This window comes from Planotetraspora sp. GP83, assembly GCF_041262585.1.
In the GTDB taxonomy this organism is placed as follows: domain Bacteria; phylum Actinomycetota; class Actinomycetes; order Streptosporangiales; family Streptosporangiaceae; genus JAOEGB01.
In genome coordinates, this window is sequence record NZ_JBGCBZ010000009.1 from 245,378 (window position 1) to 261,511 (window position 16,134).

At 66.2% G+C, this 16,134-nt stretch carries 12 protein-coding genes and 1 pseudogene; 6 read left to right on the forward strand and 7 right to left on the reverse strand.

Translation table 11 applies throughout. The features are described from left to right. Positions 1-239 precede the first annotated feature (239 nt). The gene (locus tag ABH927_RS15680) at positions 240-2,486 is read right to left on the reverse strand and encodes a X2-like carbohydrate binding domain-containing protein (RefSeq protein WP_370022097.1); all 2,247 of its coding nucleotides are present in this window, start codon (positions 2,484-2,486) and stop codon (positions 240-242) included. A gap of 507 nt (positions 2,487-2,993) precedes the next feature. Between ABH927_RS15680 and ABH927_RS15685 the strand changes: the two genes are divergently transcribed. From ABH927_RS15685 to ABH927_RS15695, 3 genes are all read left to right on the forward strand, one after another. Then, positions 2,994-3,284: a hypothetical protein gene (locus ABH927_RS15685; protein ID WP_370022099.1), complete on the forward strand. Its 291-nt coding sequence runs from the start codon at positions 2,994-2,996 to the stop codon at positions 3,282-3,284. A 306-nt stretch (positions 3,285-3,590) separates the two neighbouring features. Beyond that, entirely contained in the window at positions 3,591-4,547 is a 957-nt protein-coding gene (locus ABH927_RS15690; RefSeq protein WP_370022121.1) for a hypothetical protein, read from the forward strand. Positions 4,548-4,706: 159 nt separating this feature from the next. Beyond that, positions 4,707-4,925 (forward strand): hypothetical protein, encoded by a 219-nt coding sequence (locus tag ABH927_RS15695; RefSeq protein WP_370022101.1) that lies wholly within the window; start codon positions 4,707-4,709, stop codon positions 4,923-4,925. 27 nt (positions 4,926-4,952) lie between these two features. On the opposite strand, the gene ABH927_RS15700 is transcribed toward ABH927_RS15695, so the two are convergent. From ABH927_RS15700 to ABH927_RS15710, 3 genes are all read right to left on the reverse strand, one after another. Next, positions 4,953-5,603 carry a cytochrome b/b6 domain-containing protein gene (locus ABH927_RS15700; RefSeq protein WP_370022103.1) on the reverse strand — a complete coding sequence of 217 codons (651 nt, stop codon included), beginning with the start codon at positions 5,601-5,603 and terminating at the stop codon, positions 4,953-4,955. Then, positions 5,560-6,273, reverse strand: a complete 714-nt coding sequence (locus ABH927_RS15705) for a molybdopterin-dependent oxidoreductase (RefSeq protein WP_370022104.1) — start codon at positions 6,271-6,273, stop codon at positions 5,560-5,562. The genes ABH927_RS15700 and ABH927_RS15705 overlap by 44 nt, the downstream gene beginning before the upstream one ends. A gap of 410 nt (positions 6,274-6,683) precedes the next feature. Then, positions 6,684-7,106 (reverse strand): MarR family winged helix-turn-helix transcriptional regulator, encoded by a 423-nt coding sequence (locus ABH927_RS15710; protein WP_370022105.1) that lies wholly within the window; start codon positions 7,104-7,106, stop codon positions 6,684-6,686. Positions 7,107-7,206: 100 nt separating this feature from the next. Between ABH927_RS15710 and ABH927_RS15715 the strand changes: the two genes are divergently transcribed. From ABH927_RS15715 to ABH927_RS15725, 3 genes and pseudogenes are all read left to right on the forward strand, one after another. Next, positions 7,207-8,196 carry an aldo/keto reductase gene (locus ABH927_RS15715; protein WP_370022107.1) on the forward strand — a complete coding sequence of 330 codons (990 nt, stop codon included), beginning with the start codon at positions 7,207-7,209 and terminating at the stop codon, positions 8,194-8,196. 51 nt (positions 8,197-8,247) lie between these two features. After that, positions 8,248-9,078: an SDR family oxidoreductase gene (locus ABH927_RS15720; RefSeq protein ID WP_370022108.1), complete on the forward strand. Its 831-nt coding sequence runs from the start codon at positions 8,248-8,250 to the stop codon at positions 9,076-9,078. Between the two features lie 235 nt (positions 9,079-9,313). Next, positions 9,314-9,430 (forward strand): annotated as a pseudogene (locus tag ABH927_RS15725) (IS5/IS1182 family transposase); the annotation flags it as partial. 599 nt (positions 9,431-10,029) lie between these two features. Here the strand turns inward: ABH927_RS15725 and ABH927_RS15730 are convergent. From ABH927_RS15730 to ABH927_RS15740, 3 genes are all read right to left on the reverse strand, one after another. Continuing rightward, positions 10,030-10,626, reverse strand: coding sequence for a hypothetical protein (locus ABH927_RS15730; RefSeq protein ID WP_370022110.1), 597 nt, complete (start codon positions 10,624-10,626; stop codon positions 10,030-10,032). Between the two features lie 195 nt (positions 10,627-10,821). Continuing rightward, the gene (locus ABH927_RS15735; protein WP_370022112.1) at positions 10,822-11,088 is read right to left on the reverse strand and encodes a hypothetical protein; all 267 of its coding nucleotides are present in this window, start codon (positions 11,086-11,088) and stop codon (positions 10,822-10,824) included. A gap of 171 nt (positions 11,089-11,259) precedes the next feature. Further along, positions 11,260-16,095: an RHS repeat-associated core domain-containing protein gene (locus ABH927_RS15740; RefSeq protein ID WP_370022114.1), complete on the reverse strand. Its 4,836-nt coding sequence runs from the start codon at positions 16,093-16,095 to the stop codon at positions 11,260-11,262. Between the last annotated feature and the right edge of the window lie 39 nt (positions 16,096-16,134).

A 16,134-nucleotide genomic window follows, 5' to 3' on the forward strand; every position in this document is an offset into this window, starting at 1 on the left:
GCCGGCTCCAAAGGGGTCCAAGCCCCGCAGTCAGCCACGCCCGAACGTGCCGTCACAAAGCGCTGAGCCGAGAGGACCAGCCGACTGGTACCTCGCCACTCGGCCGACCCACCGCCCAGGCCGGTGGTGTGGGGCGGCTCAATTCCCGATATGGCGGAGATGCGTACGTAGACCGTTTCGTCTCCGTCGTTGTGCGAAGGAGGGCCGGAGCGTCACCCGACGCCCCGGCCCTCCCCGGGTCATCCGGTGGTGTAACGGATGACGTCGGTGCGCATCACGGCGCCCGATGCTTTCACCGCCATGAAAGCGTGCTGTGTCTCTGTGAGCCCTGAGACGCTGAACACCTTCTGCTGCGTCGCGCGTATGTCGCTGTGCGTGTCGACGCGCTTGACGAGTTCGCCGTCGATGTAGATGTCGACGAGACCCTGATCAGGGGAGGTGGCGGTGATCCAGTCGACTCCTGTGCCCGCGAACGTGTACGAGACCGAGTCGCCGTCGTGGGTCGTGGCGTGGACGTCGTCGAGGTAGTCTCCGCGGAACTTGAAGTCCAGTTTCGCCGCGCCGACCCCCAGCGTGGCAAGGTAGCCGGCCCGCAGGGTCACTGTCGATCCCGACAGGGTGTAGTCGGTGCCTTCCTTGAGTGCTGTGCCATCGAGCGAAACCCCGGCGAACTCACTGCCGTCGCGCAGGAGCTTCACCTGCACGTCCGCGGGAGCCTTCTTGTCGAACGACACTGCCGATGGGTCGATGAGATTCGGCTGGATCACGTCGATGCGATCGAGCAGCATGAAGGCGCCGGACTTCTTGGCGACTTTGAGCGTGTGGCTTCCGTTGGGAAGGTCGTTCACGCTGAATACCGTCTGTTGCGTGAGACGCGGCTGTCCTGAATCGCGCCCGGTGTTCACGCTCTTCACGAACTGGTCGTCGATGTAGACATCGACGTTACCCTGCGAGGAGTCCATTTCGGTGACGTAGGAGACGCCCGTGCCCACGAAGGTGTATTGGAACGAGTCGCCGTCGTGTTCGGTGTAGTGCACGCCGTCGCCATAGTCGCCTAGGTTCCGTCCGGTGCTTTGCGACCATGATCCCGTGTAGACGATGCCGGGGGCGGTGTCGTCGAGTGTGATAGTCCGAGACGGGCCCGATGCCGACGGAGGCGCCGCAGTGCCGGTGTCGGTGACGTTGACGGAGAGCGGTTGTGAGGTCGCAGCGACCTCTTTTCCACCGTTGCGGGTCCACTCACCGGCGTAGCCGACGCGGAGTGCATCGTCGTTGACAGTGACTTCGGCGCCGGACCGCGGCGTCACCTTGAGGAGCCGTACCCCGTGGACAGGGACATCCGAGGCGGTGAACCCGGTGCGGAAATGGCCGAGGTTCTTGCGGGCCCACAGGTCACGCACGGTGGCGGTGCCGGTCAGACCGATATCGGTCCAGTTCGCGGTGATGTCTTTTTCAGTTCGGCCGAGGTTGAACAGCGCGACGGTGTAGCTGCCGTCGGAGTTGAGCGCGTACCAGACCTGTTGCTGAGTCGCGGTGGAGACCGGGCGCGCCGGTGTTCCTGCTTGGTCGACGGCGATGACCTCCGGGTTGGTCAGCAAGCTGAGCCCGTAGGAGTCGAGGTCTGTCAGGTCGTTGCCGGTGTACAGCGGCGCAGCGGAGGTCGCCCACAGGGTCATCGCGGTCTGTCGTTCGTCGCGGGTCAGGCCGTCCATCTTGCCGTTGCCGATGTTGAGCGAGTCGAGGTCGTTCCAACCGCCGTTTCCGCCGTTGCGCCACCATGTTGCCTCGGCCGGGAAAAGCCGGGCGATGTTGTCCCAGTTCGTAAGTGCGTCATGGGCGCAGTAGCACTCGACGTCCCACTGGATCCGCCAGCCGTTGGCCTTGGACCGCCAGTAGTCCGCGTAGTTCGGGTCGAGCGCCCACGAGAGTTCGAACCAGATCTTGTGCGCCTTGAGCGCCTTCGACCATGCGGCGACATCGTCTCGGGCGTCAAGCGAGAGGTCGCTTACCCCGGATCCGGGGGTGACGCTGTCGAACTTGACGAAGTCGACACCCCACTGCGCAAGCAGGTCGACGATCGAGTCGATGTACTTCTGCGAGCACGGGTTCGAGAAGTCGATCCTGTAGCCCATCTTCCAGTAGTCGGAGGGGCGGAGCGGTTGCGCGGCGACATCGTGCGTCGTGCATCCCGGGGCTCCGGCGATCGGCAGGCTCGCGTTGTAGACCTCGGGGCCGATGCCCGGGACCATGTAGACCCCGAACTTCTGGCCGTTCGCGTGGATGTGGTCGATGATCTTCTGCAGGCCTTGCGGATAGAGCGTGGCGCTGGGCTTGGGCCGCCCGTTGGCGTCAACCCCGTCGTTCCATCCCGCATCGACGTTGATGTAGTCATAGCCGTACTTCTGCAGCTTGGCGTGCATCGCGTCGGACTGTTTGATGAGTTGGTCGCCGGTGATCCACTTCGAGTTCCCGGAGTAGACCTGCATGCTGTAGCTGCTCCACCCCATGTATGGCTGCGTGGCCCACGGGTCGGCGGTGGACGCGAGTGGTTTCGTGGGCGTCGGTGTCGGCACCGTGTCCGACGACGGCGTTGGCGAGGGAGCGGGGGTCGTGCTCGGTGGTGCGGTCGTGGACGCCGTCAGGGCGGTGGTGGCTGGGTCGGATTGGGTCGCGGCCGCCGGCATGACCTCGCCGAGCATGAGCCCGACGGCCATCGCCGCGACGCTTATCACTGTGAGCGCTGGACGCGCCCTCGTGTACCGTTTCATGCGATCTTCTCCTCTTTGTGTGGTCCGGGGCCACGATGCCCGTGGACCAGCGGCGGTGGGCCGTCCGGTGCGGCGATCAGTGATGGCAGCCTCGTGATGTCGAGGAGCATCGCCTGCTACGGGTCGAGGGTTGGCAGTGAGATGCCTGCGACGGCGAGCACGGAGCCAGGTAGCTCAGCGCCGTCGGCGTGCGCAAGGGCGAACCACTCGGGGTCGCCGTTTGCGGTGAACGTTCTCGACACCACTTTGATCATTTCGCCTGGTCAGGCTGCGGGCGCCGCCATCGTCGCCGCCGCGCGGTTGGAAGTGGAGGCGGAACGCGCGGCCACCGCCGCTTTCGTCCGGGAAACCCGGGAGAAGAGCGCGGCCCTCATGCGGGATGCCGCGCTGGCCACCGAAGGGGTTCGGCGACATGCCGCGGATCGTATGCCGGGAGTGGTAGTCGAGCTGCGGGTCTCTCGCCGCCGGGTGACCTCGTCGAGGCGCAACTCCGGCGTCCACGGTCGACATCCGTGAGCCCGACCTGATCAAGGGAGGTCGCCTGGCGCCTGGCGGAACTCGTCCAGAAGGCCTCTCTCCCTTGATAACGCATGACGCGATGGAGTGAGGAGGGGAGTTAGTGATCGCGCGCGGTGGCCAGGGGGAACGGCACGGAGGGCGACAGCGGGCATCGGGGTCCTCAAAGTCTGGCAGGGAAGTCGGTGAGTGCCGCCGAGCGTAGGACTCGTTCGCCTGTGAATCAATACTTGACGAAGGAAATTATTACGCCTACGTTTCGGGCCATGCTTACCGAGTCCGGCACGGGCGCTCTCACGGATACTCCTGCCGTTACGGCCGTGTTCACCGCGCGCCACCTGGCAGCGGCGGGAGTCCGATCTGCTGACCGTGGCCGGCTACACCGGCACCGGCGGCATACGGGGCGCGCTAGCCGCGACCGCCGACCGGGTGATGGCCGAACTCGACGAAACGGCACGGCGGCTGGCCCTGCTGCTGAGGCTGGTGCACGTCGGCGAGGGGACCGACGACACCCGCCGCAGAGTGCCTCGTGACCAGCTCCTCGGCGAGTTGCCCTCAGCGGCCGAGGTCTCGGCGGTCCTCGACGCCTTCGCCGCGGACGACGCCCGGCTGATCACCATGGACGGCGAGGGCGTCGAGATCACCCACGAGGCGCTGCTGCACGCCTGGCCGACGCTGCGCTCCTGGATCGAGGTGGACCGCGCGGGGCTCCTGGTTGAACAGCATCTGGTGCAGTCGGCGCAGGCGTGGCAGCGCGACCGGCGCGACCCGGGCGGCCTGTACCGGGGCGGCCGGCTCACCCTGGCCAGAGAGTGGGCCGCCGAGCCGGGACGCCGGGAAGGTCTCGGCCCGCTGGCCGTGGCGTTCCTCGACGCGAGCGTCGAGCTGGACCTGGCCGAGCACCAGGCCGCGCGCACCCGCACCCGCCGCCGCACCGCGCTGAGCGCGGTCCTGGCGGTGCTGCTCGCCGTCGCGCTCACCGCCTCCGTCCGCCTGGCCGCGGCCAACCAGGAGACCCGGAAGCAGCTCGCCCTCGCCGTCTCCCAGTCGGCTCTGACCAAGAGCGACCTGCTGGCGGACTCCGATCCGGTCCTGTCCCGGTTCGGGGCAAGCTTGGCCACCTTCTTCCGGACCTCCGGACGTCCCGAGAACGCAAACCGTGTCCGACGCCTCTTCGAGCTCGGCCTGCAGCAACCAGACGGCGCGGAACTTGACCTTGGCAAGCAGGTCGCAGACGTCTCTGGCGCCAGCACCGGAGCGTGACCCCGCGCGCCGCTGCACTTCTCGTGGTTCGGGGATGTGCGGGCTGCCATGCATTGCCGGATTCCTGCTTTGCGAGTACTCCCCCGTGTCCATGGCCGCGTTCGGCGGCCAAGCCGTGGGCCCGCGTCGGCCTCCTCATCCTCGCTGAGCGACGCCAGAGTGCTCACGGCCCACGTCGATTCGGCGGACATCATCCTGTCGCCCGACCATGATGACTACACCTGGCGGCATGCCGATGCCCTTCCGGCCGTCCGCGTGGAGGTCCTGGACCTGGTCCGCCGTGTCGTGCCGCCGAAGCCGCTTCTGGACGCTGAAGAGTGGCAGCACGATACTCAGCCCTCGCCTGGCTGCCCTCTGCTGTCGTGCACCATGTCGTAAATGGGGCGGCGGGAGCGCTCCAGCATCTCAGTGGTCGTCCTCCGCCCACTTCGAGTGCTCCCGCCTGGCCCAGGTCCGCTCCACGAACCCCGTACGCATCCCGATCCGCGCCTGCGGATCCCGGTAGGCCAGCCGGACGTGCCCGAGCAGGACGAGGACGATCGCCAGAGCCGTCACGTCGTGCACGAAGATCGCGCTCGTCCTGGAGATCCCCGGCAGGATTCCGGTGAACCACATCCCCAGCCCGGTGAACATCATGATCGGCACGGCCCCGCCGATCCACCCCGCGTAGATCTTCTGCCCGGCGTTGAACTTCCCGGCGGGCCGCAGGGCGGGGGAGTCCCAGCCCTTGCGGACGGCCCGCAGCCACTCCTTGTCGTAGCGCGCCCAGCGGTTCAGCCTGCGCAGGTCGGCGCGGAAGGCGGACGAGGCGAGGCCGAGCAGGAACGGGGCCGGCAGCAGGATCCCCGACCACTCGTGGATGACGACCACCAGGTGGCGGCGGCCGACCAGCTGCGCGAGCGGCGAGAAGTACAGACAGGCCGCCGCCCCTATGCACAGCAGCATCAGCCCGGCCGTGGCGCGGTGGACCAGGCGCTCGGCGCGGGTGAAGCGCCGTCTGCTGCGGGGGCGCTCAGACGGATCTGTCGGCCTCGTCGAGCCAGCCGTCGACGTCATAGCCGTACTCCTCCCAGTAGCCGGGGATGACCTGGTCGGTAACCGTGATGCCGGACAGCCACTTGGCCGACTTGTAGAAGTACATCGGTGCCACGTAGAGCCGTACGGGCCCACCGTGTTCGTGTGTGATCGGCTCGCCAAGCATCTTCAGGGCGATCATCACGTCGGGGCGGCGGGCCTGGGAGAGCGTGAGGCTTTCGCTGTAGACGCCGTCGAAGCAGGTGAAGCGGATCGCCTTGCCCTCAGGCCGCACGCCGGCCGCGTCGAGGAGGCGGGAGAGCGGGACCCCCTCGAAGGGCGTATCCGGAACCTGCCAGCCGTCGGTGCACCTCACGTCCCCGACCACCCGGGTCTGCGGCAACGCGCGCAGATCGCCGAGCGTGTACGTCGCGGGACGCTCCACGAGGCCGTCGATCGTCAGCTGGTAGTTCGTGTCGTTCTTGCGGGGCACTGAGCCCGCCACGCTGAAATAGCGGAAGCCGCTGGGATCGGGCAGCAGCCCGCTCAGCCCGGTGGGATCGTTCCGCGAGACGGCCCCGAGGACCTTCTCCCATCCGCCCTGCAGGTAAGGCGCGGCGACGAGGCCGGCGGCACCGGCGGCGAGCATCGACACCATCACTCGCCGCGCGATGGGCGGGCCGCTTTCCTGCCCTTTTCGTGGATCTGTCACATGGCAATTCGAACAGCCGCGACCGCCATCCGCGAGCGCCGGCGGCCAGCCGTAAGACTTCCGTCAGGCTTGCTCAGCAGCACTTCTCCGCATCCGTCACCCGCTTGGCAGGTGACGAACGCGCCAACAGGTCCCCGCCTTCGGCCGGACCGGAAACGCATGTCCCGCTGCGGCCGTGGACCCTGCCGGAGAGCCTGCGGGTCACCCGCGCCAAGGGGCCGAACAGCACCGGCGGTGCGGCACCCGCCTCGCCGGTCCGACCTCCGGCCGGACCGATGCCGACGTGCCCGCTGTGGGCAGGCCCTGCGGTCCGCGCGAGCCGTCCGCCGAGACTCCCGAGGGCTGGAGCGCACGCCCGCTGTGTCGGCGGGGGTCAAGCCCCCGCCCCGCCGCCAGGCAGATCGTTGGTCTCAGGTGCTGGCCATGAGGTGGAGCAGGTCGCGCAGGTCGCGTCGCTGGTTTTCGTCGAGGGCGGCGAGCGGGTCGCGGGCGAAGCGGAGGCGGTCGAGCAGATCCCGGGCGATCTCTTTGCCGGTGTCGGTGATGGCCAGGAGTTTGACGCGCCGGTCGCCGGGATCGGGCTGGCGCTCGAGCAGGCCGCGAACCTGGAGCTTGTCCACTATGCCGGTGAGGTTGGAGGGCTCGGCGCCGAGGCGCTCGGCGATGCGCCGCATCGGCAGAGCGGCGCCTTCCAGGGCGATGAGCACCTTGACCTGCTGCGGGGTGAGGCCGTGGTGGGCAGCCGCGGACTCGTACTCGCGGGTGTACCGGTCGGTGATCGTTGCGAAGAGAGCGGTCACCTCGGAGGTCAGCGGGTCAGGGGCGGGCGTCATGCGTCCCACCCTAGATGAAGTTATAACCCGATACAATGATTGACAATAATGGTTATGAACCATAGTTTTATGACGTCCCCACCGAACCCGGAGTCATCACATGAAGCAGCGCACCCTCGGCACCGACGGTCCCTCTGTGTCCGCCGCGGGCCTGGGCCTGATGGGCATGTCCGAGTTCTACGGAGCCACCGACGACGACCAGTCCATCGCCACCATCCATCACGCACTCGACATGGGCGTGAACCTCCTCGACACCGCCGACGTCTACGGAGCCGGCCACAACGAACGCCTCCTGGGCCGCGCCCTGGCCGGACGGCGCCGCGACGAAGCCGTCGTGGCCACCAAGTTCGGATCCCGGCCCAGCGCCGACGGGACCGACTTCACCGTCGACTCCACCCCCGAGTACGCCCGGCAGGCCGTCGACGCCTCGCTGCAGCGACTGGGCCTTGACCACATCGACCTGTACTACCTGCACCGCCGCAACCCCGCCGTACCGATCGAGGACACCGTCGGCGCCCTGGCCGAGCTCGTCGCAGCCGGGAAGATCCGCCACATCGGACTGTCCGAGGTGAACGCCGACACCCTGCGCCGCGCCCACGCCGTGCACCCGATCGCCGCCCTCCAGAGCGAGTACTCGCTGTGGGAGCGCGGACTCGAGCACGAGATCCTGCCCACCGCCCGCGAACTGGGCATCACCGTGGTCCCCTACTCGCCCGTTGGCCGCGGATTCCTCTCCGGCAAGATCACCGACACCGCTTCCCTGGCCCCCGACGACTACCGCCGCTTCGACCCCCGCTTCCAGGGCGAGAACCTGCGGAACAACCTGAAGCTGGCCGAGCGGGTCCGCACCCTGGCCGCCGAAGCCGGCCACACCCCCACCCAGCTCGCCCTGGCCTGGCTGCTCCACCAGGGCGACGACATCGTCCCCATCCCCGGCACCAAGCGCATCACCTACCTGGAGGAGAACGCCGCCGCCGCCGACATCCACCTCGACGCCGACCAGCTCGCCGCCCTCGAAGCAGCCATGCCGCCCGGCGCCGCCGCCGGCCCGCGCTACCCCGAGGGCTTCATGGACCGCGTCAACAACTGACATCGCCTCTACCCAGGCGCCCAGCACAGCCCGTACGCCTCATGAACGGATATGACTGAGATGAGCGTTAAGACAGTCCTGATCACTGGAACCTCCTCCGGCATCGGCCTCGCCACCGCCGTCGCCGCCGCACGCAGCGGCTGGCATGTGATCGCTACCATGCGCGACACCGCCAGGGCTGGCGCCCTTGAGGCAGCAGCGAAGGAAGCGGGCGTCTCCCTTGACGTCCGGGTCCTGGATGTGACGGACCCGGCTTCTGTTGAGGCGTGCCTGACTGGCCTGGACCAACTGGACGCCCTGGTCAACAACGCCGGCGCAGGCCATGTCGGTACACTGGAGCAGGAGAGCGTTCAGGACGTACGTGCGGTGATGGAGGTCAACTTCTTCGGTGTGCTTCACGTCACCAAGGCAGCCCTGCCCCTCCTGCGTGCGAGCAAGGGCCGTGTGCTGACGGTGACCAGTGTCGGCGGAGTGGTCGGACAGCCCTTCAACGAGGCATATTGCGCGGCCAAGTTCGCGGTCGAGGGCTTTATGGAGTCTCTCGCACCGGTCGTGGCCACCACCGGTGTATCCGTCAGTGTCGTCGAGCCGGGCGCGGTAGCCAGCGAGTTCGTCAGCAATGCGGGCGTCACGGACAACGTACTGGAGCAGGCCGGACCCTACGCCCCCGCCCTGTCCGCCTACCTCGAACGCACCCGCAACGCCTTCGCCAGCGCCCAAACTCCGCAGGACGTGGCCGTGCAGCTGGTTGACCTGCTCGCCGCTGATCAGCCCGCCTTTCGAGTGCTGACCTCTGACACTGCGCGCGGATTCGCCGGTACGAAACTGAAGGACCTCGACGGGGCGGCGGTGCAGACACTGACCACGGCATGGGTCTCCTAGCCCAACGGACGCGCAACACCCCGTTCTCCTCCCCAGTCCGTGGCCAGGCCATCTTGGGCCGGGCGCCCGCTGGGCCTCACGCCTGCTCGTCGTCCTCGTCCGAGAAATCGTCAAGACCCGTGGACTAGGAGCGATCGGCAATAGGCGGCGACCAGGCGTCTTCAGATTGGCAGAGATACGAACAGGCACGGGCCCTGAGTGATCATGGAGTTCTCTACGCTCAGTGATCACCGAGGTGTCCGTGCCTGCCGTGCCATCATGCCTGCTCGAACCGATCTGGGTCGAATTCCACGCGGCGATCGGTGGAGATCGCCCAGAGTTCCACCCCGATCACCCGCTCGGCTGCCACCGATGCGGGGCACATCTGTGGCGGAGATCGCGAAGTCGTCGGGAAGCCCGGCGGCGGGGCCGCCGGGCCGGGTCAGTCCGAGAGCCCGGAACCGGCCGAGCAGGTGCTTGACCTCCCGGCAGATCCGGGTTCGGGCATCGACCGACAGCCGCCCGCCGGCGGCCAGATAGGCCATTCGGTGCAGGAAGCTTTCGACGTCGGCCGAGTACGGCGGGGTCCTGGCCGTGGTCGGCCCGGGCGGCGCGCAGGCAGTCGGACAAAGCGGCCAGGCTCGTCAGGTAGTGTCGCAGCGGTCCGGCGGCGACCTTGCCTCGACGCCGCGGCAGATCATCGGCCGCCCACCGTTTCGCGGCTTCCCGCAGCCAACTCTGCCTGATCTTGGTGAAGTTCAGCCTTCCTGATTGCCCGAACACGGCCAAGTCCCACACGTCCTTGGCCGTCTCGGTCTCCGGATCGAGAAAAGGCCGGGCTGGCATAGCGGGTGAAGCACCGGATGAGCTTTGTAGTGCTCGCGGTCGCTGGTGACCTCGAAGTCCTCGATGGAGGCGCCTGGGTTCGGCGCAGATCCCACGCGACCTGGCGGAGCTTGGCGACCTCGGTCGTCACCCCGTCGCGGGTCCGCAACTGAAGCCCGTAGAGAATCTGCACGATCGCCAGATCGCCGATGCCGTGCAGACTGACCTGCCCAGGTTTTTCAAGCGTGGGCTCGATCCGCTGCCAGGCCCGCTCATCGAAGGACGGATCGGCCCGGCGGTGCTCCAGCAGCCGCCCGTAGTGGGCCGGCAGTAACGCCGATAGACACGATCACGCGGGCACGCCTCGACCTGACACACCCCTCGCGGATTCAACGCGGCGGCAAGGTCATCGTCGTGAACCTCGTTGTCTTCCACGGCGGCGATCTCATTGTCGCGGCGCCTGCAGGCCCGCACCGGCGTTCGCGGCCATAAAGCTGATTGGCGCACCCGTCCGTTCGGGCACGCCCGCCAGCCCAGCAATGGGCGTCCGGGCGGTAGTGACAGCACCCGCGTCGCCGGATCCCACCCGGCCTCAGACAGAAACCCCGGATCGATAAAGACGGCCAGCCGAGCCGGTCCGGCTTTGATGCCGTACTCGCCGAACACGTGCGACGCGTCCGGCACAGCCACCGGCTTCTCGCCGACCACCGCCGGCGCAGCCACAGCCGCGCAGACGGGGATCATCGGCCCCCTCCTGCGCTGGCAGGCGCGGGCTGGGGACCCGGTCGACCGCGGCCCCGCAGCCGGGCCGGATCCGAGGAGTTTCGCAGCTTCATGGAGGGGCGGCTGCCGGTTTCATAACCCTGCGGGGGCGGGCCCGGGTGGCGGTGGCGGTGTGCTCCTCCTCCCGGTTGCTGGCGCGGCGAGGCCGTAACTCGCTCACCACTGTGTCAAGGCCAGGTTGAGACATAGCCAGAATACCGGCCATAAAATCCAGGCGATCAAAGAGTCAAGGCGCTTACCAGCAGCGCAAATAACCACGGCTACCACAATATAGAGAGCTGGGAATATCCAAATAATTACAATGATAGCAGCCGCGCCGGGTGCGACGGTGAATAGAACTAACGAGAAGACGAGGTGAATGCCAAACGAGTAGAGCACTCTCAAAATCACCTTGACGACCTTCTCTGAGACGCCTGGCGCCATACTATTCTCCTTAACGGGCGATTCTTATGGGTCGACGCGAGTTTTGGGGTTAAGGCGATGTGACGCCGAAGGTGCTCGTTCATCGGAGTGAAAGATGAACGAGCACCCCGGAGGCGTGTCATCTGTGCCAGTCGGCACAGGTCAGCCCAGCCGCTCCGTCATGAAGAGCGGTCAGACCCACACGCCTGAATCGCCATACGCTGGCATGCGATTCTGGATATTATACGCGAGTCCTAGCCATTGGCTTTTAGCCACTTGCTTTGACAGCCAGCGGCCGAAGATGTTGCCCTGCACCAGGCCTGAGTTGGGTCCCCGGCCATAGACAGTAAAGGTTAGGGCGCCTTTGGATCTTCCGAAGGTGAATGTGACTTTCGAACCCGCGGGCTCGAAGTGGCCCTTGAGGGCCTCAAACGTCCATGACGTTGAGGTGATCGAGATGACCCTAACAGGCGCTCTGCCTGGCCACCCAGGGACGTCGAGTTTGCATACTTCGTTCAAGTCCAGCGTGGAGCCGCACCCGGGGAAAGGAAAGACCTTCCCGAAGTTATGGGTCATCCACCTCAGCGCGTTGCTGGCCGTCGCCGGTTTGTCGTAGATGTAGAACGTGAAGGAGTACGAGAACCTGCCGTCCAGGTCTCTGTGATTGATTGGGTCACCGAAGCAGTACTCGTATGAATTACTGTTTCCACCGGCGACGGGATCGACCTGCAGGAAGCGGCCGGTGACAGGATTGTAGAGGCGGACTCCCATGAGGAGCAGGCCGCCCAAGCTGTCGCTGGAACGCTGCGCCGCCCCCAACCAACCGTAACGAGTGGGGTTACTGGCGTTGTTGCTGCGAGGGGTGCCGTACTCGGTTTGCTCGAAATAGGCGTTGACACCGGCGCCGAGTCGGTCGGCAGTGGCGATCACGTCACCGTGTGGGTTGGTCAACTGCAGGGTTAGGGTGCCGCCATTGGACAGAGTCGCAGCGAACCCCGTGAACCCGACGATGTTGCGGGTCCAGGTGCCATCGGCCTCGTCGATCCAAGCGGGTGAGTCGCCGTTCCCCGCGTAATGGTTCGTCGTGGTCCCTGTCGCGTACTGGCCGCTGATGGTGGTCGACTTGATCCGGCCCAGCGGGTCGAGGGTGAAGGACTTCGTGGCGTTGTCAGCTGCCAGGCTGGCGACCATGTCGTTGGCGTAGTAGGTGGCGGTCACATCCGCGCCGCCGGTGTTAGAGCCCGGCGTTTTGGTGGTGCGGCCGAGTTCGTCGTAGAGATAACCGGTGTTGGTAATCCGGTCGGCGGTGTCATACGTGGATGTTACGACCGTCGCAGTGGTCGTGGTGGAACAACTTCCATCCGGCGCGGCCGGATAGCTGGTCAAGCTAGTGCGGTTGGTGTTGGCATCGAACCCGTAGGCACGCATAACACAAGTGCCGGCGTAAGTGTCGGCGACCTTGGTCAGTCGGCCCCCTCCGTCGTATCCGTAGGTTTGGCCTCCCGTCGGTCCGCTCTGGCTTTTCACTCGGCCGACTACGTCATAGTCGATCGTGTAGTCGAGCCAAGTGGTGGTGTTGCGGATATAGGTTAGATGGGTTCGCTCTCCAGCCGTGTCATACCGACTGGTGGCAGTGAGGCCTCCTGGGTAGACCTGGACGATCAGGTGTGCGTCGCCGTCGTAGGCGGCCGAGAACACGTGTGTGTCTGACGTCAGGCTCGTCGTGAGGCCACGCCGTTCAGCCTTGCCGTTCGCGTCAGTGCCGTCGTAGCCGTAGGTAGTAGTGCCCTTGCCATCACTGGCGGAAGCGACCCGCCCCGCCGTGTCGAAGGTGGTGGTGGCGACATTGCCGGTAGCGTCGGTTTGCGAGACCACCCGCCCCAAGGTGTCGTATGCCACGCTGACCGATCCTGCATTGGTCGCCGTCTGCTTCGCGAGCCCCGTTGCGGGGTAATAGCTGTAGGTGACATCCGGGACCGCGGTGCCTCCGGCCGCCGCGGGTGTGACCGCTACCGCTGTTGTGACCAGGCGGTCAGCCGCGTCGTACGTCAGCGTTGTCGTGCGAACGGCAGCGCCGTTGTCTTCAATCTGCTGCGTCCGCTGGCCGTAGTAACCGTAGCTGATTGTGATGACCGGCAGGGCTTTCCCGGTTGGCTGGGCGGCCGGTCCGGTCCTACAGAGCAACCCCGACCATTGCGGTTTGTTGCCGCAGGCCGCCACGCTGTTGCTCGTCGCGGTGTAGTAGGTGAAGACTGTGGTGCCCGCGTCGCTGCCCGAGGAGGCGGGCATTCGCTGCTCGATTGGGCGGCCTAGAGCGTCATATCGGGTCTTGCGCACGATATCTGCGCCGCCCGGCACAACCTTGGTTGTACTGGTCGGGCTGTACAGTTCCCAGCCGGTGGTGTCGCCTGCGACGATCGCGTTGTAGCTAGTCTTGATCGTCTGGGTGTCACCGCTCCCCGCTGTGGTTACGCCATCGAGAATGATCGGCTTGGTGGTGGTCGTGGTCACCAGGCCGGCACCCACCTGGGCGGCTGGTGCGCCCTCGTCGTAGGTGTAGTCGATGCGCAGCCGCGCCGAATAGGCCGTTTGCCCGGAGGCTAGAGTGACGCGGTGTGCGGGGCCCGTCCGCGTGAGCACGTTTCCATTGGCGTCGTAGGTGGTAGCTGTTGCGAGGGCGTTGGCTCGCTCCGCCGAATTGGACGTGCCAGACACCACAGCGTCGGTGTCGACGGTCGGCGTCAACGCCTGTGCCCGGGCACTCGGCGACAACTGCCACACCACGTTGCCGTCATCGTCGAATCGGGCGGTGCCGATCTGCCAGGCACCGGCGCCGTAGTCCGCGGTATTGACCGCTCTGCCGTTGACGTCGAGGTAGGTGAGATCGGCGTAAGAGTAGTCGTCTACGGTGGGCGTGTAGGCGCCCGAGGCCGCTCGGGTAGGGACGTGTGAAGCGGGGAAGACCGCCGCGCCCACTCGCGGCAGATCGACGTTCTGGCCCCACGCCGCCACCTGGCCGCCGGTCAGATCAATCGGGGCGCCCGAGCCGCCGATGGGCACGTCATAGGCGACAGCCTGTGTGAGCACACCTTGGGGGCTGGTGCGGCTGATGTGTGCGAGCCTTCCGGCGCTGTCATAGGAGAAGGTCCATGGGGCGAGTCCAGCCGGTGTGACCTGGGAGACTCGGCCCTCGCCCGTGTAATAGTAGGTGGTGGCCAGGGTAGTGCGTGGGTCAGTGACCGTGCGAAGATGCCCGGTCGAGTCATAAGCATACGTGGCTAGGACCGTGGTCTTCATGGCTGAGGTAGCCGGATCGTAGGCCGTGTAGGTGACTGAGGTCACCTGGCCGATGTAGTCGCCCCATCCGGAGCTGACCCCGGTCGCCGTTGTGGCCGACGCATACGCGATTTGCAGCGCCTTGCACCCGGCGACGAGGCTGGTTGAGCAGTCCACTCCGGGTGGTACCGGGGCGAGAATCCGGGTGACTCGTCCTTGTCCGTCGTACTGGTAGCTGGTGGTGTTGTTCGCTCCCGGTTCGTCGATCAAGGTCATGTTCCAGACAGACCCCGCCACGTTGAAGATCGTCTTCGTTCCGGTGGAGTCGGTGTGGGTGAACTGGGTGGCCGAATCTTTTACCACGAATGAGCCGTCGGTGGCGTCGGCCGCTCCCCTATAGGTCCCGTCTGCCTGGACGATGTAAGTGAGTTGGGTACCGTCGCTGTCCGTGAACAATACGTATCCGTCCGCGGAATGATCAGCGAAGGTCATACCCGACACCGTAGAGAACCCGGCAGGGAAGGATGCCTGCCACCCCGGCCCGAACACACTCGACGTGTTTGGGGAAAGGGTGGTATGTCCACGCTTGACCGATAGATCGAAGACGGACGCATCGGCCGCCGATACTGAGTAATCACCGGTCAGTAGAGATACCTCGCCGGGCCCAAGAGGTGAGGTGGCGTGGGAGCCACCGAATGCCGTCCGTTCCAGAAGGAAGGTCACCGGCGGGGAGCACTGTTCGTCAGTTCCGGTGAAGCAGGCGCGTACCCGGACCGGACCGTCACCACGCGCGGCCAGAGAGGCGGCGACGTTCCAAACCAGGTCGGCGAAGTCCTTGGATGTGTCAGTCCGGGTCTGCGGCCAAGCAGAGATCGGACTTGACGAACCGGGTACGCTCACATGAGCCGGGGGGATATCCGTCCAGGTGCCGTCGCCACTGAGGTCGGCGAGGTACTGGTAGCGGACCGCCGTGTAGTCAGGCTTCGCCCGCGAGGCGAGCGTGATGGCGGACTGGGTCAGATCGTCCTCAGCGGGCTTGGACACCTCGCCGACCCCAACGCCAAAGGCGTAGGCCGAAGCCGCTGATGTTGTTCCGGAGGCGCCTATAGCCACGGCCGTTAGTGTGTGCCAGCCCTCGGCCGGATTGATGGTGATCGTCGCCGGGTCCCCGGTCGCGGTGGACGGCAGAACATCGTCCTCTAATCTCCAGTTGTACCCGGTGACGTTCGCCGAGGGAGAGTCCAGCGAGCAGGACACTGGATTGGCACTCTTGGCGGACCAGGTGCTCGCTGGGTAGGCCCCACATGAGATCGCAGGGGGTTGGGGAACGCTCGTGTCGACGGTGAGGGCCTGCCATGACGAGTAAGCGGAGTACGCTGTGCCGTCATAAGCGCGGACACGCCACTGGATCTGCTGTCCATCTGCCAAGGTCCCCGACGGGATGACGACTGACGCCTCGGTGCCTGCCGGTACGTTCGTGGCGGTGCCGCTCCAGATCGTGCTACCGGCGCGCTGTACCTGGAATTCGCCCGTCAGTATGCCGCCGTCGTCGTCCTTGAGCTGGGCGCGGAGGGAAGGGGTGAGGGAGTTTGTTCGCCCGGCGACGAAGGGGCTGGCCGACAGTGTTCCAACAGTAGGGGGCACGGTGTAGGTCACGGCAAGCTTGGGCGGGAAGTTGAACTCGACCGTCTCTTCGGAGGTGGAGTACACCCAGTAGCTGGAGGTCGTGCCCTCGGTCGGGGCGCGCAGCACTAGGCCGTTGTTTGCGGCGGTGCCGTTCGCCCATTTCTT

Excerpts from the sequence above, each read along its gene's own strand:
- ABH927_RS15710 (WP_370022105.1), bottom strand. The coding sequence starts at position 7,106 with ATGACGCCCGCCCCTGACCCGCTGACCTCCGAGGTGACCGCTCTCTTC.
- ABH927_RS15720 (WP_370022108.1), top strand. The coding sequence starts at position 8,248 with ATGACTGAGATGAGCGTTAAGACAGTCCTGATCACTGGAACCTCCTCC.
- ABH927_RS15730 (WP_370022110.1), bottom strand. The coding sequence starts at position 10,626 with ATGATCCCCGTCTGCGCGGCTGTGGCTGCGCCGGCGGTGGTCGGCGAG.
- ABH927_RS15700 (WP_370022103.1), bottom strand. The coding sequence starts at position 5,603 with ATGACGTCGACGGCTGGCTCGACGAGGCCGACAGATCCGTCTGAGCGC.
- ABH927_RS15680 (WP_370022097.1), bottom strand. The coding sequence starts at position 2,486 with ATGCAGGTCTACTCCGGGAACTCGAAGTGGATCACCGGCGACCAACTC.
- ABH927_RS15715 (WP_370022107.1), top strand. The coding sequence starts at position 7,207 with ATGAAGCAGCGCACCCTCGGCACCGACGGTCCCTCTGTGTCCGCCGCG.
- ABH927_RS15735 (WP_370022112.1), bottom strand. The coding sequence starts at position 11,088 with ATGGCGCCAGGCGTCTCAGAGAAGGTCGTCAAGGTGATTTTGAGAGTG.